General features: G+C 60.8%; 20 protein-coding genes and 3 pseudogenes. 10 read left to right on the top strand and 13 right to left on the bottom strand.

Translation table 11 applies throughout. The annotated features are described in order from the left end of the window. Nucleotides 1–2: 2 nt before the first annotated feature. The 4 genes from E3T41_RS10340 to E3T41_RS10325 form a co-directional block, all read right to left on the bottom strand. Nucleotides 3–656, bottom strand: coding sequence for a 3-oxoacid CoA-transferase subunit B (locus E3T41_RS10340; RefSeq protein ID WP_370257475.1), 654 nt, complete (start codon nt 654–656; stop codon nt 3–5). 56 nt (nt 657–712) lie between these two features. Beyond that, nucleotides 713–1,375, bottom strand: coding sequence for a 3-oxoacid CoA-transferase subunit A (locus E3T41_RS10335; RefSeq protein WP_241991118.1), 663 nt, complete (start codon nt 1,373–1,375; stop codon nt 713–715). A gap of 331 nt (nt 1,376–1,706) precedes the next feature. Further along, the gene (locus E3T41_RS10330) at nt 1,707–2,456 is read right to left on the bottom strand and encodes an ATP-binding protein (RefSeq protein ID WP_134478452.1); all 750 of its coding nucleotides are present in this window, start codon (nt 2,454–2,456) and stop codon (nt 1,707–1,709) included. After that, nucleotides 2,453–3,163 carry a hypothetical protein gene (locus E3T41_RS10325; protein WP_134478450.1) on the bottom strand — a complete coding sequence of 237 codons (711 nt, stop codon included), beginning with the start codon at nt 3,161–3,163 and terminating at the stop codon, nt 2,453–2,455. Before E3T41_RS10325 ends, E3T41_RS10330 begins: the two co-directional genes overlap by 4 nt. A gap of 417 nt (nt 3,164–3,580) precedes the next feature. On the opposite strand from E3T41_RS10325, the gene E3T41_RS10320 reads away from it, so the two are divergent. The 3 genes from E3T41_RS10320 to E3T41_RS10310 are packed head-to-tail and all read left to right on the top strand — an operon-like array spanning nt 3,581 to nt 6,646. Further along, complete coding sequence (locus E3T41_RS10320) at nt 3,581–4,669, top strand: tyrosine-type recombinase/integrase (protein ID WP_166791539.1); 1,089 nt, start codon at nt 3,581–3,583, stop codon at nt 4,667–4,669. Continuing rightward, complete coding sequence (locus E3T41_RS10315; RefSeq protein ID WP_134478446.1) at nt 4,666–5,640, top strand: tyrosine-type recombinase/integrase; 975 nt, start codon at nt 4,666–4,668, stop codon at nt 5,638–5,640. Before E3T41_RS10320 ends, E3T41_RS10315 begins: the two co-directional genes overlap by 4 nt. Continuing rightward, nucleotides 5,627–6,646: a tyrosine-type recombinase/integrase gene (locus E3T41_RS10310; protein ID WP_134478444.1), complete on the top strand. Its 1,020-nt coding sequence runs from the start codon at nt 5,627–5,629 to the stop codon at nt 6,644–6,646. The genes E3T41_RS10315 and E3T41_RS10310 overlap by 14 nt, the downstream gene beginning before the upstream one ends. A gap of 81 nt (nt 6,647–6,727) precedes the next feature. On the opposite strand, the pseudogene istA reads toward E3T41_RS10310, so the two are convergent. From istA to E3T41_RS17935, 3 genes and pseudogenes are all read right to left on the bottom strand, one after another. Then, nucleotides 6,728–7,483, bottom strand: a pseudogene (istA, locus tag E3T41_RS10305) (IS21 family transposase); the annotation flags it as partial. 392 nt (nt 7,484–7,875) lie between these two features. Beyond that, nucleotides 7,876–9,243 (bottom strand): NAD-dependent succinate-semialdehyde dehydrogenase, encoded by a 1,368-nt coding sequence (locus tag E3T41_RS10300; protein WP_166791538.1) that lies wholly within the window; start codon nt 9,241–9,243, stop codon nt 7,876–7,878. Nucleotides 9,244–9,256: 13 nt separating this feature from the next. Beyond that, nucleotides 9,257–9,502 (bottom strand): transposase, encoded by a 246-nt coding sequence (locus E3T41_RS17935; protein ID WP_166791537.1) that lies wholly within the window; start codon nt 9,500–9,502, stop codon nt 9,257–9,259. Here E3T41_RS17935 and E3T41_RS10290 point away from each other — a divergent pair, their 5' ends adjacent. The 3 genes from E3T41_RS10290 (at nt 9,503) to E3T41_RS10285 (ending at nt 11,159) form a co-directional block, all read left to right on the top strand. Then, nucleotides 9,503–10,177, top strand: a complete 675-nt coding sequence (locus tag E3T41_RS10290) for a recombinase family protein (RefSeq protein WP_241991117.1) — start codon at nt 9,503–9,505, stop codon at nt 10,175–10,177. Nucleotides 10,178–10,416: 239 nt separating this feature from the next. Beyond that, nucleotides 10,417–10,560: a GPGG-motif small membrane protein gene (locus E3T41_RS17930; protein WP_166790287.1), complete on the top strand. Its 144-nt coding sequence runs from the start codon at nt 10,417–10,419 to the stop codon at nt 10,558–10,560. Between the two features lie 410 nt (nt 10,561–10,970). Beyond that, nucleotides 10,971–11,159, top strand: a complete 189-nt coding sequence (locus E3T41_RS10285; protein WP_134478436.1) for a hypothetical protein — start codon at nt 10,971–10,973, stop codon at nt 11,157–11,159. A 140-nt stretch (nt 11,160–11,299) separates the two neighbouring features. Here the strand turns inward: E3T41_RS10285 and E3T41_RS10280 are convergent. Both E3T41_RS10280 and E3T41_RS10275 read right to left on the bottom strand, forming a co-directional pair. Continuing rightward, nucleotides 11,300–12,787 (bottom strand): annotated as a pseudogene (locus E3T41_RS10280) (NAD(P)/FAD-dependent oxidoreductase). A gap of 317 nt (nt 12,788–13,104) precedes the next feature. Next, complete coding sequence (locus E3T41_RS10275; RefSeq protein ID WP_134478434.1) at nt 13,105–13,515, bottom strand: ester cyclase; 411 nt, start codon at nt 13,513–13,515, stop codon at nt 13,105–13,107. A gap of 90 nt (nt 13,516–13,605) precedes the next feature. On the opposite strand from E3T41_RS10275, the pseudogene E3T41_RS19015 reads away from it, so the two are divergent. Continuing rightward, a pseudogene (locus E3T41_RS19015) lies at nt 13,606–13,752 on the top strand (DUF3140 domain-containing protein); the annotation flags it as partial. A 92-nt stretch (nt 13,753–13,844) separates the two neighbouring features. On the opposite strand, the gene E3T41_RS10265 reads toward E3T41_RS19015, so the two are convergent. Beyond that, on the bottom strand, nt 13,845–14,987 hold the full coding sequence (locus E3T41_RS10265; protein WP_134478430.1) for a glutathione-independent formaldehyde dehydrogenase: 1,143 nt from the start codon (nt 14,985–14,987) through the stop codon (nt 13,845–13,847). A gap of 201 nt (nt 14,988–15,188) precedes the next feature. Here E3T41_RS10265 and E3T41_RS10260 point away from each other — a divergent pair, with 201 nt between their 5' ends. After that, the gene (locus tag E3T41_RS10260) at nt 15,189–15,581 is read left to right on the top strand and encodes a hypothetical protein (RefSeq protein WP_134478428.1); all 393 of its coding nucleotides are present in this window, start codon (nt 15,189–15,191) and stop codon (nt 15,579–15,581) included. An 18-nt stretch (nt 15,582–15,599) separates the two neighbouring features. On the opposite strand, the gene E3T41_RS10255 is transcribed toward E3T41_RS10260, so the two are convergent. Both E3T41_RS10255 and E3T41_RS10250 read right to left on the bottom strand, forming a co-directional pair. Continuing rightward, nucleotides 15,600–16,055: an SRPBCC family protein gene (locus E3T41_RS10255; RefSeq protein WP_134478426.1), complete on the bottom strand. Its 456-nt coding sequence runs from the start codon at nt 16,053–16,055 to the stop codon at nt 15,600–15,602. Between the two features lie 161 nt (nt 16,056–16,216). Continuing rightward, complete coding sequence (locus E3T41_RS10250) at nt 16,217–16,660, bottom strand: hypothetical protein (protein ID WP_134478424.1); 444 nt, start codon at nt 16,658–16,660, stop codon at nt 16,217–16,219. A 1,216-nt stretch (nt 16,661–17,876) separates the two neighbouring features. Here E3T41_RS10250 and E3T41_RS10245 point away from each other — a divergent pair. Continuing rightward, the gene (locus tag E3T41_RS10245) at nt 17,877–18,230 is read left to right on the top strand and encodes a hypothetical protein (RefSeq protein WP_092449265.1); all 354 of its coding nucleotides are present in this window, start codon (nt 17,877–17,879) and stop codon (nt 18,228–18,230) included. After that, nucleotides 18,230–19,114, top strand: a complete 885-nt coding sequence (locus E3T41_RS10240; protein WP_198416406.1) for a hypothetical protein — start codon at nt 18,230–18,232, stop codon at nt 19,112–19,114. Before E3T41_RS10245 ends, E3T41_RS10240 begins: the two co-directional genes overlap by 1 nt. A gap of 125 nt (nt 19,115–19,239) precedes the next feature. Here E3T41_RS10240 and E3T41_RS10230 read toward each other — a convergent pair whose 3' ends face one another. Continuing rightward, nucleotides 19,240–19,629, bottom strand: a complete 390-nt coding sequence (locus tag E3T41_RS10230; RefSeq protein WP_233195305.1) for a VOC family protein — start codon at nt 19,627–19,629, stop codon at nt 19,240–19,242. Nucleotides 19,630–20,017: the final 388 nt, after the last annotated feature.

Below are 20,017 nucleotides of genomic sequence, written 5' to 3'. Positions count from 1 at the left end.
GATTATCTTTCGGTGTGAGTTGAACGTGAGTCCTGATGGGTGGCGTCGATGATCGGGAGCGTCGTGAGTTCGCGCAACGACGCTACGGTGACGCTGCCAAAGAGTTTCGTCACGGCAAGTCCCGTGTCTTGGAATACATCAAAAAAGGCGACCTCGGTATAAATCCGAGTGACGCAGCGAAGCCCGGTGACCGGGTAGCTGAGCGATTCGACGAGCTTGGACTGACCTGACTTTGTCGTGAGTTCCATCATGACGAAGACCTTCTTGGCGCCGACAGCGAGGTCCATGGCGCCCCCGACGGCGGGAATGGAGCCGGACTCACCCGTGTGCCAGTTAGCGAGGTCACCTTGCGCAGAGACTTGAAATGCGCCAAGTACGGCGATGTCGAGATGTCCGCCGCGCATCATGCCAAAGGAATCCGCGTGATGGAAGTAGCTGGCACCGGCGAGTTCGGTGACAGGAATCTTGCCCGCGTTTAGAAGGTCAAGGTCAATTTCATTCCCGTGGGCCTCGGACCCCATGCCAAGCATGCCATTTTCGGTGTGAAGGATCACCTCCTGCTGAGGCGTGAGGAAGTTGGCGACGCTGGTTGGTAGGCCTATTCCAAGGTTGACATACGCGCCATCGGGAATGTCGGCGGCGACGTGCCGGGCCATGTCGGTCCGCGTTAGTGCTCCCTGTGTCGCAAATGTGCTCTCTCCGCTCCTGGTGCTCATGAGCTGGCACCGCTTGGGATCTGCACGACCCTGTTGACAAATATGCCGGGTGTGATGACATGTTCCGGGTCGATCGTGCCGAGCGGAACTATTTGGCCAACCTGCACAATGGTCGTGACGGCGGCAGTTGCCATGATCGGACCAAAATTGCGCGCTGTCTTGCGGTACACGAGGTTGCCCCAACGGTCGGCCTTGTGGGCCTTGATCAAGGCGAAGTCCGCATGAAGGGGTGACTCGAAGACATAACCCCGGCCGTCAATAATGCGACTCTCTTTGCCTTCCGCCAGCAGAGTGCCGTAGCCGGTTGGCGTGAAGAATCCGCCGATACCCGCGCCAGCGGCGCGAATGCGCTCTGCAAGATTGCCTTGCGGCACGACCTCCAAATCGATCTTGCCGGCCCGGTAGGCCTCGTCAAAGATGTGTGAGTCGACTTGGCGAGGGAAGGAACAGATCATCTTGCGCACGTGCCCGACCTTGATAAGAAGAGCCAAGCCGACTTCGCCGTTGCCTGCGTTGTTACTAACGATCGTGAGATCGCGGGCCCCATGGCGGATGAGACCATCAAGGAGTTCGACAGGCTGGCCGGCCCGTCCGAAACCGCCAATCATGACAGTTGCGCCGTCGGGAATATCAGCAACGGAGTCGTCAACGTGATCCACAATTTTTGAAACCACAGTGTCCTTATGTGTTCGGATAGCGTACAAAAGTTCGTAAGATGAGCATATCAGCGAATAAGTCCTTTGGACGATGCAGGATTGAAGAATTTCTGCGGACTCGGGCGACCGGCTAGGTTCGCCAGCAGATATAGACCATGGAGTCGAGACGACTTAACTCCGCCTGCCGCAACCACTTCCACTTGAAAGGCCCTGGGCCCAGAGTGAGTATTTGATCCCTTGAGAGCCACCCGATCGTGCGGTTCAGAGCCACCGTTCGTGCCGAAGAGAGCCAGTGGTGGTGCGGCTGGGGGCCACTGGCTCTCTTCGCGGGTTGTTAGGCGGTGGTGAGGGCTGTTCGCTCCCTCATGTTGTAGGTGCCGGTCTCAACCCAGATGGTGTTGTGGATGATGCGGTCCATGATCGCGTCGGCGTGAACACCGGAGCCGAGGCGCTGGTGCCAGTCCTTCTGCTGATACTGGGTGCAGAACACCGTTGCGCTCTCCCCGTAACGGCGTTCCATCAGCTCCAGCAGCATTGTTCGCATCGATTCGGTCGGGCGATCGAGCAGCCACTCATCAATGACGAGGAGGGTGAACGAGGCGTATTTGCGGAGGAACTTCCCGGCGCCGCCAGGAGTGTCTTGGGCAGCGACCCAGGCCTCCTCGAGGTCGGGCATCCGGACGTAGTGGGCGCGGATGCGATGTTCGCAGGCGCGTTTAGCGATCGCGCAGCCCAGATACGACTTCCCCGACCCGGTGAACCCCTGAAAGACGACGTTCTGCTGCCGATTCACGAACGAGCATGTGCCGAGCTGGGTTAGCAGTTGCCGATTCAGGCCGCGTTCGTCGAGCAGGTCGATGCTGCGCAGATCCGCATTGGGATAGCGCAGCCCCGCCCGCCGAATCAGCCCGGAGACCTTGGAGTGCGTGAAGGTGGAGTAGGCGTCATCGACGACCAGCCGGACCCGCTCTTCAAACGACAAGCTGATGCTGAGGGTTTCGTCTTGGGTGTCGATCGCCTCCAGCAGCTCGCCGGCGTTCATCTCCCGCAACTTGCGTTTGGTCTCGGTATCGAGCCGGCTCATCGGACTCCTCCGGCGTAGTAGTCGCTGCCTCTCACGTATCCGCCATCGTCAGTTTCCGGTTTGTCGGGGACGCGGCCGGTTTTGTCTTGCCCGGTGTCCAGGATCGGCCGCAGGTGCGCATACCACGGAGAGCGGATCGGCCCCTGCAATGCCAGCGCGCAGGCGGCCTCGACCCGGGTCGGAGAGAACCGGCGCGACAGTCGAAGCACCGCCAGGGCGGGGTCGTAGCCGGCTTCCTCGATGGAGGCGGCTTCGAATATCTTCCCGATTACCGTCACGGCCGATGGTCCCATCCGCGCCGCCCATTCCTCGATCCGGGCCCGGTCCCAGGCTTGGAAGCTGCGCCCTTCGGGCAGGTCCGCGTCGTTGGTCTGATACTGGTTTGTCGTGCTGGCCGGCAGCAGCAGGTGACTGGTCAGGCGCTCGTCGTTGCGATAGACCTCCAGCATCGTGTCCGTGATGCGAAGGTCAACGTAGCCGCCGATATGGCTGAAGGGGACGGAGTAGAAGTTCCTCGCCCAGACCACGTGTGAGTTCTTATTCACTTTGCGTTTGTAGGACCACGTGCTGATCTCGAACGGGGCCGCTGGCAGCGGTTGCATCAGCGGCTTCTCCTCGGTCGTGAAGACGCTCAGCCTGGACCCGTCCCTTCTCTGGAACGGCTGCCGGTTGTAAGCATCGATCTGCTCACCGATCCGGACCCGCAACTGCGGCAGCGACGTGAACTGCTCCTGCCGGAGCCCAGCGATGACCCACGTCGCGACATGAGAAACCGTGTTCTCGACGCTCGCCTTGTCTTTTTTATCCCGAATTCGGGATAAGAAGGATTATCGCGGGGATCTTGTTATCCCGAGTTCTCGCCCCTTGGGCAGTGTTCAAGCGGTCGTGGGCTGGTATTCCTCGGGATAACGTATGCCGGTTTGAGTTAACTCATCTCAGTTGAATTTCCCAACGGAGGTGAGCAAGAAATGAATATGTCCATAGGCGAGTTGATCTTGCAGGCGGAGACTGCCATGAGCGGGCTGGGGCAGGCGCCCTCGACGCGGATGCAGTATCGGTGGGCCTGGTCGCAATTCGCGAGGTTCTGTTCCGAGCAGGCCGTGGCAACTTTCACGGATGAGGTCGTGGCTGCCTATCTGCAGGTCGTGGCCACAAAGTGCCGGGACGGCCAGATGAAGGAGTGGAAGCGCAAGCTCCTGCGCAAGTCGACTTTGGTGCTCGTGGAGGTGGCCCGGACGGGGTCCTACCGTTGGGCGCTGTCTTTTCGGAGGCATCCGAATGATGCGCTCGATGCGGTCTTTCGTCCCGTCCAAGAAGAGTTCGAGTCGTGGCTGGAAGGCCAGCGCCTCGCCGGCGACACGAGGGAGCTCTATGCCACGGTGAGCCGCACGATTCTCGCGTGGCTGCCGGAACGAGGTGTGACAAGCGCTCGTGCCCTCGCTGGCTCCGATATCGCGGCGGCGGTGATCTTCCTCGGCGGACGCTACAAGCCCGGCAGCATGAGAACCGCGGTGACGGCGGTGCGGGTGTTGTGCCGCTTTCTGGAGGAATCCGGCCGCTGCACGGGCCTGGCTCGGGCAGTCCCTCGGCAAGTTTCAAGGCGCGTCCTGTTCGCGGATGTGCTGCCGGGTGGCGACGTTGAGGCACTGACGAACTCGACGAACACGGCCACGCCGCAAGGCCGTCGAGACAAAGCGATGCTGCTGTTAGCGGCGAGGACTGGTCTGCGCCCTGTCGACATCTCTGGCCTGCGTCTGCAGGACATCGACTGGGCCCAGGGACAGATCACGCTCGCTCAACACAAGACGGGGGCCCTGCTGATATTGCCTCTCCTGGCTGACGTCGGTAAAGCGATCGCGGACTATCTCCTTCACGGGAGGCCTGACGGGGTCGCCGACGAGCATGTGTTCCTGCGGTCCCAGGCCCCCTACGTCGGGCTGTCTCCCTCGTCCGGCTTATATAACGTGGCCGCAGCCGCGTTCGCCCGCACCACGACTTCTCCGCGAAACGGCACAGGTCACGGCTTTCGAGTGTTGCGAGCCTCTTTCGCGACCAGAATGCTCGAGGACGACACGAGCCTGCCGGTGATCTCCGGTGCACTCGGCCACCGAGGGATCGCCTCGGCCAAGCACTATCTCGCCGCCGACGACACGCACCTGCGCGACTGCTGCCTCGACTTCGCCGGCATCGAGCCGAGGACGGCACGACCATGACCGGTTTCGTCAGTGAGCTCGGCGTTCACGTCCAAGTCCTGCTCGACGTCAAGCACGCTCTGGGGCTGCCCTACGTTCAGTCCGAACGGCATCTGCGTGCGTTTGACGCACTGTGTGCTCGTGATTATCGCGGCCAGAGCACGCTGACACGGGAAATGGCGATGAGCTGGGTTACTGCTCGGCCCGGCGAACACGTCAACGGCCAGATGAGACGGATCACCCCCGTCAGACAGCTCGCCAAACACATGAGCAGTGTCGGCGTCACCGCATATGTCATCCCGTCGGGAATCCCGGGCCGACAGATCCACTACAGCCCGCACATCTTCTCGCACGAGCAATTGCGAGCTCTCTTTGATGCGGCCGACCAGATTCCGGCCTCGCCCTTTGGTGGTCAACGCCAGCTGCTCATCCCCGCGATATGCCGAATGATCTACTGCCTGGGGCTACGGCCCGGCGAAGCCAAGAATCTGCACCGGAACGACGTCGATCTGAAACGGGGCACCGTCAGCATTCGTGAGTCCAAAGGGCACAAGGACCGGATCGTGTTCATGTCACCCGATCTGCACGAGTACTGCCGAAGTTACGACGCCGCAATCAGCGCCTATCACCCCGACCGGACCGCCTTCTTCCCCAACCAATGGGGAAACTTCTACAGCCCGTCAACACTGAACTGCTGGTTTCACGAGCTCTTGGCCGCGGCCGGGCCAGCCGTCGTGGCCAGCACTGGCTCAGCCCCGCGCCCCTATGACCTGAGACACGCGCACGTCATAGAGAACATCAACCGGTGGGTGCTCGCCGGCCGTGATCCGGAAGCACTCGTCGCCTACCTGAGTCTGCACCTCGGGCATAACAACACCGAGGACACCTGGTACTACTTCCACCTCGCCGCAGATTTCCACCCCGACCTGCGCCGGCTCGCCAACACCGATATTGAATCCACTCTGCTGGAGGCTTCTCATGACTTCCGATGAGTTCTTCCGACTGGTGCGCACGTGGCTGACCATCCATCTTCCCCGCGCACGTCGGCTCAGCCCGCACACGATTCGCTCCTACAAAGCCGCGCTGAATGCACTGCTGGACTACCTTCGCGAAACACAACACCTTGAGCTGGACGGAATCACTTTCGATGGCATCAACCGCTCCACGATCACCGGGTTCACCACCTGGCTGCTCGATGTCAAGCACATGGAGCCCTCCTCAGCCAACCAGCGACTGGCGGCGATCAAGTCGTTCCTGTCCTACTGCGCCGGCGAGGATCCGGCACTCGTCGCGATCTGGCTGGACGTCAAGCTCGTCCGGCCGGTCAGGGCCGTGGCCCATGCGCCCGACGGGTTGACGATGCCTGCCGTTGACGCGCTGATCCGAGCGCCAAGACAAGACACCCGCCGGGGTTTGCGAGACACGACCATCATCTTGCTCATCTTTGATGCCGCCGCCCGTGTTCAGGAAATCCTGGATTTGACGCCTGCAGACATCGATACGACCCCCGGCGCTGGCCGTGTGACGCTGACGGGGAAAGGAACAAAGACCAGAACGGTGCCGATCATGGACAAGACCGGGCGTCACCTCGATCAGTACGTGAACGAGTTCCACCCCGGCACGCCCGCACCAGGAGCATCGTTTTTCTATACGGTTCGTGCCGGCCAACACCACCAGATGAGCCAGGACAATATTGCCTACCTGCTGAACAAACATGCCGCGGCAGCGCGAGCGCATTGTCCCGAGCTTCCCGAGCGGATCCATGCTCATCAGCTTCGGCACGCTCGCGCGATGCAGATGCTACGCGCTGGCGTGCCGTTGCCGCACATCAAGGAATTCCTCGGCCACGCCAACATCGCCACGACCAGCATCTATGCGTCGGCCGACAGCCAGATGGTCCGTGAAGCAATCCAGAAAGCAGCCAGCGTCACGCCTGACCTCGCGCCCATTTGGAAAGGAAGTGACGACCTCATCCTCAGGCTCGCTGGACTCAAATAGTTATCCCGAGGAATACCAGCCCACGACCGCTTGAACACTGCCCAAGGGGCGAGAACTCGGGATAACAAGATCCCCGCGATAATCCTTCGGCGCCCGAACGCGGCCCGGCAACACCGCTGCCGAATAGTGCGCCGCCATCTCCCGGTAGGCGTCGTTGAGCACAACCTCGCCCTCGCGCGGGTGGGAGATCACCCCCGTCTTCAAATTGTCCGGCACCAGGCGTGGCACGCTGCCACCGAAGAAAGCGTTCATCGCCGTGTGGGCGCGCAGCCACGACTCCTGCCGCATATCCAACGTGGCTTCCACGAACGCATACCGGCTGAACGGCAGGCACGCGACGAACAAATACACCTTCGAGATCTCGCCCGTCGTCGGATCCAACAGCTGCATCGTCGGCCCAGACCAGTCAACCTCGATGCTGCGGCCAGCCTTGTGGCCAACGCGGGACGTCGCACCCGAGACAGCGGAGTAGTCGCCATAAAGCCGGCAGAACCGGTCATAACTCATCACAGCCTGGGCCGGACCGGATGCGTCGACGTATTCCTGGTGCAGCAACTTCAACGTCACTCCGACCCGGGCCAGTTCGGTGTGCACCCGCCCCCAGTCCGGCTGCGCGAACACGGATTCGTGTACTCCGCGACCCGGGAACAACGCCGAATACACCTCAGCTTCCGGCATCTCCTCGACGTCAGCCCAGCCGACGCCGAGTCGGTCCGCCGCCTCGAGCACCACCTGGACGCTATTGCGTGCGATGCCCTGCCCCGACGCGATCGCCCGGCCCGACAAGCCTTGGTTTCGTAACTGCAAGACAAGCTTCGCCTTGATCTTCCGTACCATTATCGGTACTCCTTCCACCACGTGGCCCTCACGTGGTGGAAGGAGCCTTGCAGGTGGCTCTCAACCACGCCAACTAAGGCTCTGAACGACACGATTCATGATTCCGAGGGCTGGCCTTTAGCCGCACCGCCCCCGGCTCCCTTGGAAGCCAATATTCATTAGGAAACGCGCCAAAGCACCACACAACGTAGTAGACACCATCTCGCGTGGCTCACGCATCAATGTTGCCTAGCGATGCCGTTTGGCCCAGAAGGTGGAAAGATTTTCTTCGAGTACGAAGACGGCAGTATTGTGCGGACTTACTAGCTGACGGGTCGCGTTTGGGTCGGGCACACGGCAGTATCGGCAACTGAACGGTGTTTACCGCGTCGGCTAAGAATTTCGGCGAAAGGTCAGCCGATGCGGATGAGTTTCTTGTTCACGAACTCATTAGCACCGAAACGGCCGAGTTCGCGCCCGAAGCCGCTTCTTTTCACTCCGCCGAACGGTAGCTCTGCGCCGCCGGCATCGACGAGGTTGACGAAGACCATGCCAGCTTCGATGCGGTCGGCGACCCGAAGTGCCTGCTCGGGATCGGTCGTGAACAAGTAGGAGCCCAGCCCAAAAGGAGTGTCATTTGCGAGGTCTACAGCTTCATCTTCTGAGGCTGCCCGGTAGACGAATGCCACGGGCCCGAAAAACTCCTCGTGGTACGTGTCGTTGTCTCGCGTTACGTCGGTGAGCACCGTCGCTGGGTAGAAGGTGCCAGACCGTTTGCCAGTGCTCGCCAGGGTCGCTCCCTGAGCGACTGCGCGCTCTACCTGCTCCTCAAGATGCTCGGCTGCAGCCAGGGAAGAGATGGGGCCGTAGTCTGCCCCGAGGACGGTCGGGTCGCTGGGTGAGTTCGCCAGGATGGCGGTGGTGAACTTCTCCGTGAACTCATCGTAAAGTTCATCGATCACGATGAATCGCTTGGCGGCGTCGCAGGCCTGCCCGCCATTGCGGAGGCGACCGGCAACAGCGGCAGCCACTGTCGCGGCCATGTCGTCGGTGCTCAACAGGATGAAGGGGTCTGACCCACCAAGTTCCAGCACGACTTTCTTGAGATGGCGACCGGCTACCTCAGCAACGGCCGCGCCGGCGCCCTCCGAACCGGTAAGGGAGACGCCCTGTACCCTCGGGTCGGCGATGACCGTGGCAACCTGCTCGCTGTCGGCATACACGTTCGTGTAGGCGCCAGCCGGGAAGCCTGCATCATGGAAGATTCGCTCAATCGCCGCAGCCGATTCCGGGCACTGCGACGCATGCTTGAGGATGATCGTGTTGCCCGTCATGAGGTTCGGTGCAGCGAAGCGCGCAACCTGGTAGTACGGGAAATTCCACGGCATGACCCCAATGAGCACACCCAGAGAACTGGAGCGCATGAACGCGGAACCCTCGCCGCCGAGCAAGGTGATTGGTTCGTCCTTCAGAAATTCCTGCGCGTTGTCGGCGTAGTACCGGTAAATGTTGGCGGCATAGTCGACCTCGCCGAGCGCTTCATCGACGGGCTTGCCCATCTCGCGCACGATTATGGCCGCCAGTTGATCGCGGCGTTCCTCATGCAATTCGCCGACCTTCCGAAGGAGTGCGGCTCGCTCGTCGACGGAAGAGTTCCGAGACCAACCGTAGTGAGCCTCATCCGCCGTTGCGATGACCTGCGCGAGTTCATCACTCGAAATCTGGGGGTACGTCTTGATGGTCTCGCCTGTAGCGGGGTTGATCACGGCATGGTGGCTCACGAGCCACCTCCTTTCACGGTCGAACTCTGTGCCGGAAACTGTCACGTAATACGAGCCAATCATGATCGCTGAATTTGTCAAGGCGAATCAGACCAGCGGTGTCGTTACGGGCCTTGAATGCACCGACCCACCAGCCCAGCGATGCCTCGTTGATGCCGAGTTCGCGGGCCACGGTCGCTATCGCCCTGCCGTAGTTGATCACGAGCATTACGGCCTCGTCTTTGTACCCAGGAATGAACTCCCTGCGTGTCTTTCCCATGTGAACATTCTCTCTTGTGAGGTGTCCAGTCAATGGGGGCAGGGCCAACTGATCGGCCACGCGCGCGTATCGACGCGTCAGCAATCCACCGACCGACAGCAAGTCGATATCCTCGCCGCTGGCGTCCGGCGTGATGACGTCTACGTCGACCATGGGATCTTAGGAGCTCGCACATCGCGGTCCTACTCCGATCGCGCGCTTCACTCCCTCGAGGCGGGCGACACTCTCGTCATCACGGGTCTGGACCGGCTCGGGCGATCGACGCAGATCATGCTCGCTTTCGCCGAAGAGCTCCGCGTCCGCGGTGCCGGCCTGAGGGTGCTCAACCCGGGCGGCGACGACGTCGATACCGCGACACCGATGGGGTCCATGCCATTCACGATCATGGCGGCGCTCGGGCAAGTGGAACACGAAATCGAGCGAGAGCGCATAGTCGACTCGATCAACAAGCGCCGGGACGCCGGAAAATATCTGGGCGGGCGACCGCAACTCATTACCGACAGTCAAATCCGAAACGTCCACCGGCTCATAAAAGGTGGAGAGACAGCGGCGCAGGTCGCTCTCGATCTTGGAATATCCAGAGCGACCTTCTACCGCCGGGCGCGCGTCCTCGGGTTACTGCCAGATCAACCTGCTGACAACACTCTGGCACGTGACGAGGCCACCAAACGCTAGCCGTTAGGTCACGTCCCGCACGGTGTTAAGAAACTACACAGAGATACTGGATGTGACCGCGCTTGGGTTCTCTTCGTCGTTTCGCATGGCCGCTAACAGCTGATGACACAGTCTCACCTCCACGATATTCTGGATAAAACACAGTGGGCAGAGATCGCGCAGGGGGTACGTTCGCTTTAGCAGATCGAAAACCGCTGTGGGCGTACGGCCCGTCGGCGCTGAATGAAATGGAGCAGCACATGGCAACAATTCTCTGGATCATTGCGGTAGTCCTCGTTATTGCAGGCATTGTCGCGCTATTTCGACGCCAGATTCTCTGGGGTATTGTGCTCATCATCGTGGGACTGTTGGTTGGTCCAGGTGGCGTGAGCATCTTCACTTGAGACTGCGGATCGAGTAGCCGTTTCGGGGCGTGGCGGAGCTCCGGAACGGTTTCGGCGTGAATGATCCACTGACGCTCTTCGTTGTCTGAGGGCTGCATGACGTCGAGGAGGCCATAGCTTTTCCTGACACTTGCGATCGTCTCGCGGATCGGACCGGCATGGACGGGTCTAACCGAGCCTTCACCAAACTTGAGGCTCGACAAAACCAGATGGACGCGCGGGCGGGAGGGACTGCACCCTTTACGAAATCAGAACCCCACTCACGACTTGAAGAAAACCATAGGGGCACCCCCCCCCCATTCAGGTCACAAAGATTTTTAGCGTTGCCCGAGACCCTGTCAGCGGACTCACTCACCACATCTAGGAAGTGCCTTGTCTACACTCGTCATTCGATCATCCGGGACCGCACCATGACCGCTGCCGAGGCGGGGCCGCGTTCTCTGGGGGACAGTATCGGCGGTCATCTGCTTCTCGAACGAGTGGCCACAGGTGACGCACTCGCCTTCAGCACCTTGTATGACGCCTTCACCGCCGAAACCTATGCAATCTGTTGGTTCAAGTTCGTGATGCCATCGTCGGCCGACAAAGCCATGCTCTGAACGTGGATCTTCATATGGGCCCACGCCGCCGCACTCAACAAACAATCCGGTTCAACGAAATCCATCATCCTGTCCACTGCATGGGCCGTTACCTCTCAGCGCAGCTGAAACCTCTTTCAAATGATTATCCGTAGGGCCTGCTAGTCGACGTGTCCAGGCCGACCATACGCTTCGAGCAGGCGCAGCCAGACCTCGCTGAGTGTCGGATAGCTCGGCACCGTGTGCCACAGTCGGTCGATCGGGACCTCGGCAACGACCGCGATCGTCGCCGAATGCAGGAGCTCGGCGACGTCCTGGCCCACGAAGGTTACGCCGATCAGCACCTCCCGATCGCGATCGACAATCGCCCGGGCGTGGCCCACGTAGTCGTCGGCGAGCACCGTGGAACCGCCGAACGAACTGACCTCCTAGTCGAGGATGCGCACCCGATACCCTGCCTTCACTGCCGCGGCAGCGGTCAGGCCGACAGATGCGACCCCCGGGTCGGTGAAGATGACCTGCGGCACCGCGCTGTGGTCGGCTGTGGCAACGTGTGAGCCCCATGGCTTGTCGTCGACCGGGGTGCCTGCCGCGCGAGCGACAATCACGTCACCTACGGCCCGGGCCTGGTACTTGCCTTAGTGAGTGAGCAGTGCCCGGTGGTTGATATCGCCGGCCGCATACAGCCCTCCGCTGCCTGGTCGCTCGGTGCCGAGCGCCGAGACGGATGCGAGGGACTCACCGACCACCCGCAGGGTGTCGTCGACCGTGAGCCAGTCGCCGTGGACGAGTCCCACGGTGGCAAGCCCGAGACCGCCAGTATTGGGGACCCGGCCGGTGGCCACCAAAACCTCACTCGCGGTCACGGTGCCGCTGCTGGCGAGGGTCAGCTCCACGTCGCCGGTGTCGGTGCGGCGGGCGGCCGTGGGAGAGTCATCAAGGAGCAGGGTCGCGCCGGAATCGCGCAGCGCGGTCGTGACCAGTTCGCCGGCGAACGGCTCCGAGCCGCCGACCAGCCCGCTGCGGGCGATGAGGGTGACGTGTGAGCCAAGAGCCGTATACGCGGTGGCCATCTCGACGGCAACGGTTCCAGCGCCGATGATGGCCAAGCTCGTCGGGATCTCCGTGACTGAGGTCGCCTCACGGCTGGTCCACGGTGTGACCTCGGCGAGGCCCGGCACCTCGGGCAACAGGGCCGCTGACCCGGTGCTGACAACGACGGCGTGGCTGGCGGTCAGCACTCGCACGCTGCCGTCGGCGGCAGTGACAGTGACCTCGCGCGGGGCAGTCAGGGTGCCGTGCCCGCGCACCAGATCGATTCCCGCCGATTCGAGCCAGTTCGCCTGGCCGGCGTCGGAGTAGCCGTTGACGATGGTGTCGCGGCGCTTCAGGGTCGCTTGCGGGTCGACCACCGAGGTGACTCCGGGAACCCGCTGGGCGGCGGCGACGACGGCGCCGCTGCGCAGCAGCGCTTTCGACGGCATGCACGCCCAGTAGGAGCACTCGCCGCCGATCAGGGAACTCTCGACGATCACGGTGCGCAGCCCACCCTGAGCCGTTCGGTCTGCCACGTTCTCACCAACGGCGCCGGCCCCCAGCACGATGACGTCCCAGGTGTCTGCGTCAGTGGTCCCAGGTGTCTGCGTCAGTGGAAGGTACGGGGGTCTGAATCGTCATCGAATCTCCAGCCGGGTCGGGACCCGTACCAGCGAGCGATACGGTCCAAACAGCTTATCCCGAGCGTCCCACAGCTGCCATGGCCCGGCGATCAGCCAGTCGAGAATAGGGAGCTAGGGCGTATTTTCTCAGACCAACAAACGCACGGTGAAACGAAACGCACAATGTTGGCAGCGGCAACGAATCTGCCTGCGCGCAAGCGCTGACAGAACGGCCACGATAGCAGGAACACCAAGTACAGCCTTGCCTGCGTGCCCAGTGCGCGATCACGGCCGTGTCGCATCGTAAATTACGGTGCCAAGCCGAGTTGTTCGAGCATGCCCTGTTGGTCGCTGCTACCCCACCGCTCGACAAGTTTCCCGTTCTCAAACCGGCTAATTTGCATGCCACGAACAGACATCGTTTTACCGCTGGCAGCGTGGCCCATCAAGGGTCCTTGATGGGTGCCGGTGAGGATATAAGCGAATGCCACGTCGGTATCGTTGGCCACGAGACGCTCAACTGCGATGTGCAGGTCTGGAAAAGCGGCAATCATCTCGCCAAAGAACGCTTTGTAACCCTCAGGACCAGGGCCTTGTCCAGGGGCAGGGTCGTTATCGACTGCGTTTTTTGCCACGAGGTTGTCGAGAAGGTCGAGTTTTCCGCTGTTCACGGCGTCACCAAACTTCTGCTGGGCTGCGATATTCATTTCTTGACTCATGTGTTTACTCTCTTCCTAAGCATTTATCGCGGATGGGTTTGTGTGGGCCACGGGTGATCATATGTCTACAATTCATGGAATAGAAAGGCCGATCTGACCGCGTCCGCTATCGAACAAATGTCTAGGGTGATCAACTACGTGAAGCGGCACAGGGCAGAGGGCACAAATTCCGACGCCGAGCACTCACGGTGGCGATACTCGTTAATGAACTGGGTAAATGACCCACTAAAAAGGTAGCGACAGGGGAACTTTGAGGTCTGGTTCTCCCTGCCGCGTGCGCCAAAAATTGAACCATTGGGGTCGGGTCAAATGGGACGCTCCATGTTGGCCTATTCGGGCTTCAGTATCACCTTCGTCCACCCGTCGGTGCGATCGCCGAAGTTCTTGTAGGCATCCGCGGCTTCGCTGAGGGGGATCTCGTGGGAAACGATCCATGAAGGTTTGGCCTTGCCCACGGCAATTAGGTCGCGTAATTGTCGATTGTATTTCTTTACCGGGCATTGCCCGCTGCCAATGCTTTGGCCTTTGAGCCATTGCAGGCCGTAGTCAATGGCAATCTTGCCCTGCTTGGCGTTCTCGTCGAAGCCGCCGGGATCTGCCGGCAGGAAGACGCCGACAACGCCGATGCCCCCGGTGATGCGCACGGACTGAATCAGCCGATTCAGAGTCATGGCGGGATCTTCGGTGCCCTGGGGGTCGTGGGCCTGATAGCCCACGCATTCACACCCCCGGTCCGCGCCGATCCCCTGGGTTTCGTCCAAAACGAATTGAACCGGGTCCGTCTTTGAGTCATCAACGGCTATTGCGCCGATCTGCTCGGCGAGGGCCAGCCGGTCCGGGCGTCGGTCCACGACCCAGACTTTACTGGCGCCCTTGATCGTGGCAGACAGTGCAGCCATCAGCCCGACCGGACCTGCACCGTAAATCACGACTGTGTCACCGGGCATGACGCCGGCCATCTCAGTAGCGTGGTAGCCGGTAGGGAAGATGTCCGAAAGCATCACGTAATCGTTCTGCTTTTCTATGGCGTCTTCACCCAGGCGCAGGCAGTTACTGTCACCGTAGGGCACACGCAGCATTTGGGCCTGCCCGCCGGGATACGGACCCATTCCCGCGAAGCCGTAGGCGGCGCCCGCGCCGACGGGGTCTGGTTGAGTGGTCATGCAATAGTTGGTAAAGCCGCGTTCGCAATTCTTGCAAAAACCGCAGGAAATATTGAACGGCAGCACGACGCGTTCGCCGACTCTTACCTTGTCGACGCCGTTACCAATCTCTATGACCTCGCCCATATTTTCGTGGCCAAACGTGCGTCCAACCTCGAAATCGGTGCGTCCCTCGTACATGTGCAAATCTGACCCGCAAATATTCGTGGCCGTAATGCGCACCAGAACGTCAGTGGGACGTTCGATCGTGGCATCCGGAACTTCTTCAACGTTGACCTCATTGGGGCCCTTGTACACGACTGCCTTCATTTTTTTCTCTTTCTAGTTTTCATGACCGTGAAAAATCAACGGTCCGTCTTCACTTTCGGAGGTGTTCGAATTGAGTGCCCAGGCAACTTCGAGTTGCCCGCGGGTTGTGCATAACGTGTGTCTACCACTGTTCCATGCGCACCGCCTCACCGCCGCAATTATCGCGATGCCCACGCCGGACATCACAGGCCAGTATCCGTCTTGTACGAAGCGACCAGCAGTGTGCAAGCCGGATCAAGAGAAATTGACTGGGCCGAAAGTTCTCATCACAAAAAAGCAAAAGCGCAGGAGCCCTTACATATCGAGCTGCTGCTTTCTGGGGAGAGTCAGAAATACGTCCTCCAGAGACGGACAATCCTCGGCTTCAAGGACCACCGCACCCGCACCAAAATTTTGACAAACGTGCCGATCGGCGGGGCCATACGGTTTGCTTTCACAGAATATGTTCTCGCGATGGCCGACGGACTTGGACTCAACGCCGCGACCGAGAGAGTTAGTATTTCCCAACCGGTCACCACGTGTTGTGATGTCACGCACCCGGCCGGCGCCGTGGCGAACTTCGCTGTGAGATGTCCGGGCCATCACGGGTCGTAAGCCGGTCTTCCAGCAGAGTCAGGCCTGCACATCTCCACGCCATCCGACATCGTCGGATCCTTTCGCCTCGATGAACTCCTTAAAGTTCGTGAGGTCTTTCTTGATGGCGTGGTCGTCGATACCGAGAGCGGCCCCAGCCTTCTCAAGCAGCCCTTTGGCCTCCCAATCAAGCTGAACCGTCACACGCGTCTCGTTCGCGGCCAACTTATGGAACGTGACAACTCCCGCGTGGTCGACCTGGCCGCCAGTGCTGTTCCAGGCAACACGCTCATCGGGGTGCTGCTCAGTTATCCGAGCCTCAAACGTGCGCTCCACGCCGCCGATTTTAACCGTCCACTCTGTGAGAGTGTCGGTTACTTGCGTGATGGATTCAACAAAACTCAGAAACTTTGGAAACTCCTCGAATTTTGTCCACTGGTTGTACGCGACGGTAACGGGAACGTTGACATCGACAGTCTCGATGGCTTTGGGCATGATGACCTCCTAATGCGAATTCAACGGATGAAAGAGTTTCTGTACCCCCATTCACAGTACCGAAGGCTAATCCAAGGTCAACCCGGGTAAGGAAAAACTTGCAGGAACGAGAAGCTATCTGTGCGCGGAACCCCAACAGCGTCAACAAGCGATGGGACAGGCTAAACGACGGTCGAGGGAGACCCTTTAGAATCTCTCTCGGTCCCCGGGCGAAGCGCGACCAGAATGCGCTTCAGATCGATGACGATCGCAGCCGTGGGGCTGAGCGATGTCGCCCCGGCACCCAACTCTTGCATGCCGTGCAGAATCGCCTCGACTGCCGCTACGGCAGCATCAAAGGGTGCGCTATCGTGCGGGTCGCTGTCCGTGGCGCGCAAGGTTTCCGCGACCGCGTGCAGGGCATCGCTCAGAACCGGCCGCAGTTCGGGCGGCAGCTCAAGGGGAATCGGTTTACCCCAGATCATGCCCGCAAAAACCTCTGTCAGGTTGCGCACGTGAAAGGTGACGTTCTCCAGAGCCGCGAGGTCCTCATAGTCAACAACAAGATTTCTGCGGTTGAACCGAGCGCGGGGGTTACCCTTACGACTCTCGTCGGCGTATTGCACAGCCGACCGGATGTCTCGGGCCGCGTCGGTGAGTGCGATGCCCCTGGTCGCTCAGAGTTCACGCTCTAGAGGCCAACTCTCGACCAAGGCCACGCCAATATCGCTGAGATGCGTAGCGAAGGTGCCTCGAAAGCTGGTCAACCGATCGACAGCCGTGCCGATGGCAAGCGGCGGAAAAATTAGCAGGTGGGACTGCCCCCGCGTCGGGCGACCGTGCATGCCATTTGGGATTGGCCGACTCCGACGCATTGATCGGCGAAATCGTGCGGTGCTAGCGGACACCTTACGACGGTCCTCCGACGGGAAGTGCGCCGCGTCCGCGCCCCTATCCCGTGACCACAAACTCACCATAAACCCCAAAATAGGACCAGATTCAGGCCGTATCCCGCCGTACAGCGTCTAAGCTAAACCCCATGAGAACCGCGGAATTCCGCGGAAGTCTGCCCCATATGCAGGTGCGCTCCACCACCCCGACGCCTATCATTTGTTCTTGGTTCGAGTCCAGGTACCCCAGCACTAGCCGCTGAGTTTCCGCGGAAACCAGGGGCATTTCTTCTTTTCCAGACACCGCCCGCTCGAGGAGTGGCGGCAGACTCGCTCGGGACCGCCATATCGGCGCATATGCGTCGTCGCGTGAGATACCTGCGGTACGGAGTCAAGCGTGGACGTTTGAGCAGGTCCTAACCTGGCAGCGTTGAGGATCGAAGGCGGCCAATTCTCCGGACGCGAATCCTGAGCAACGTGAACGGACGCCCCAGCCTTGAGACCTGGTCACCCTCGGGTCGTGCAGGCGTTGCCCGCAAGCCAGTCTGGGGGGATACTCACAACATCAGTGGCGTTCCGGAGTGAACGCGGCCGGCATCCGCTTCGCTTCGTCGTCACCCTCCACCGGGAGGTTGTCATGGATGCACGACGAACTTTTTCAGTCATCGGCGTCGTTCTCGTCGAGATCGCCCTTGTCGGGGCGGCCCTGACGGGGTGCGCCGTCGCCCAACCTCAGCAGCCTGAGGTCACCCCAAACGCCCCCAGCTCGTCAGCTCCCAGCACGTCGTCGTCGCCGGCTCCGCCTCCCGACACCGGCGGAAGCAAAATATCGGTCGGGCTCGCGCAACTCTCAATCGGTGGCAGTGTGAGTTTTGACGAAAATACGTTTGCCGACAATTGCGTAACGGTGAACTGAATCGTCGAACAGGATAACTTCAGGATTCCGGAGAATGTGCAGATCTGGATCAGCGGTGCCACCTTCACGGACGACGCCTACGCGCTCGCCGATTCTGGATGCAGCGGCGAGAATCCGCCGTGCATCGGGTTCATCTTCGACGTCGCCAACCAGACCTGCGATCTGGCGATCGCGCCGACCGGCAAACAGCCGAGTTCGCCGGATGTGCAGCTGGACGTGAGCATCGCCGGCGAGGTCATCTGCGCTGAGGGTGAGACCTTTGAGTGCGCGAAATTTTTATCCGCGTTAGTCACCGAGAGCACCCTCAGCATCCCCCTTGACACGCCTCCCGTCGCCGATGCACCTCCCGCGGATGAGAGCTTGGGAGCGACTCTGAGCGGACCCGCCTGATGCCCGAACCGGGGGAGAAGGAGGGTGGTGCACAGTTCGAACGCCGGTTGAACGTTCTCGGCAGCATCATCGCTCCGGCGACGCTTCTGGGCGCCCTGCTTTTCTATTTCGGCTACGTTTCGTCTCGGGCCCAGTACGACTACTTCGGCATTGACGTCGACGTCATCGGCCTGAGCACGCAAGACTACGTGATGCGCAGCCCACAGCCGCTCATGCTGCCGCTTCTCGTGTTCGCGCTGGTCGGCGCAGCCCTGATCGCCTGGCACGCGCAGATCCGACGTCGCTCGAGCCGAGCCGGCTGTGCGGCTGCGGTGAGGCGGGGCGTCGTCGTCGGCCTGGTCATCCTGGTAATAGGGGTCGTCGCGCTCCTCGCCTCTCCGCTCCTCGCCGGATGGGGCTACTACCCCCTCGTCACTCCGCTCGTCCTGGCGTTGGGCGGCGCGATCGCAGCGTACTCCCTGGGTACCGTGCGGTTCCTGGCTCGCACAGCCGGTGCGAGTCACCGCCCGCCTCCGGGCGTCGTCGTGCTGCTCTGGGCTGCGGTCGCCGCCTGCGTGTTCTGGGCGACGGCCACGGTCGCGCAGTGGTCGGGCCTGGGTCTCGCCCAGCAACAGGCGCGGCGCCCTGACAACCTTCCCAGCGTCATTGTCGACACCGAGGAGCGGCTCTTTCTCCCGGACGAGGAGCGGGTGAACGAAATCGAGCTGCCCGCGTCGGCCGACGAGACGTTTCGGTTCCGCTATTGGGGGCTGCGACTCCTCATTGTCGGAGGGGATCGCATGTTTCTCATCCCCAACGCCTGGGACAACCACAACACAACTCTCGTGCTGCCGCTCGATGGCTCGGTTCGTCTGCAATTCCAGTTCCGCAATCTTGAGCCCTGAACAAATGCTGGATCGAATCCAAGAAGGTATTTCGCTCGCCGGCTGACGGCGACATCGCCGGCGCGACTCTCGCCGCCGAGGCATCCGCTCTGGATCTGAGCGATGAGTACCGGGAAACGAAATGCTCAGGCGTTCTCGAGTTCCGCGATCACAATCTTCTTCTGGCCCATCATCACGCCGATCTGCTCGGGTCGGCGAGTCAGATCGGCCATATTCTCGGGGATGATCTGCCAGCTGATACCGAATCGGTCTTTGCACCAGCCGCACTGCTCAGAGTCGGGCACGTGGGAGAGCTTGGCCCAGTACGCGTCAATTTCGCCTTGGTCCTTGCACAACACCACGAAGGAGATCGACTCGTTGAACGTGAAAACGGGCCCGCCGTCTAGACAAACGAAATCCACTCCGTTCAGGGTGAATGAACCGTTCAGCGCCTTGCCGGTCATTCCGGCGAAGTGTTCGTCGAGCGCAGCGTCGGGGTACTCGACGATCGAATTGATCCGCGAATCAGGGAACACGTCAACGTATATTCCATTGCCTCGCGGGCCGTGTCATCGAACCACAGGCACGGCTGGATGGGTAAGAACTCGGCCATCGATACCTCCTTATCGGGGTTTGCTGCTTCTGAAATTAGTTCGACCCTCGACCGTTGCCAAGACTCGTTCAGGGCTGCCCGGGAAGCGCCGGCCGGATGGTGTTTCGGACTAACCGGTGACGGGCTCTCGTCGGTATTCCACCGCGGGAGCGCTGAGTAGCGCGAGTGGACCGACACTGGATTGCACTCGTGGGCAAAAAGTCCGATCAGACGTTCTTGGACTCATCAGGGCAGAGTGAAATTTTGTAATTCAAGCGGATGCCAGATGTGGGTTTCTCGGCGCGTTGTGCCGAATGAGCACAGCACCTGGC

Origin of the sequence: Cryobacterium sp. Hh38 (assembly GCF_004403235.1) — a bacterium.
GTDB lineage: Bacteria > Actinomycetota > Actinomycetes > Actinomycetales > Microbacteriaceae > Cryobacterium > Cryobacterium levicorallinum.
Note: the sequence above shows the minus strand (reverse complement) of the source record. Positions and strands in the feature narration are given on the sequence as shown.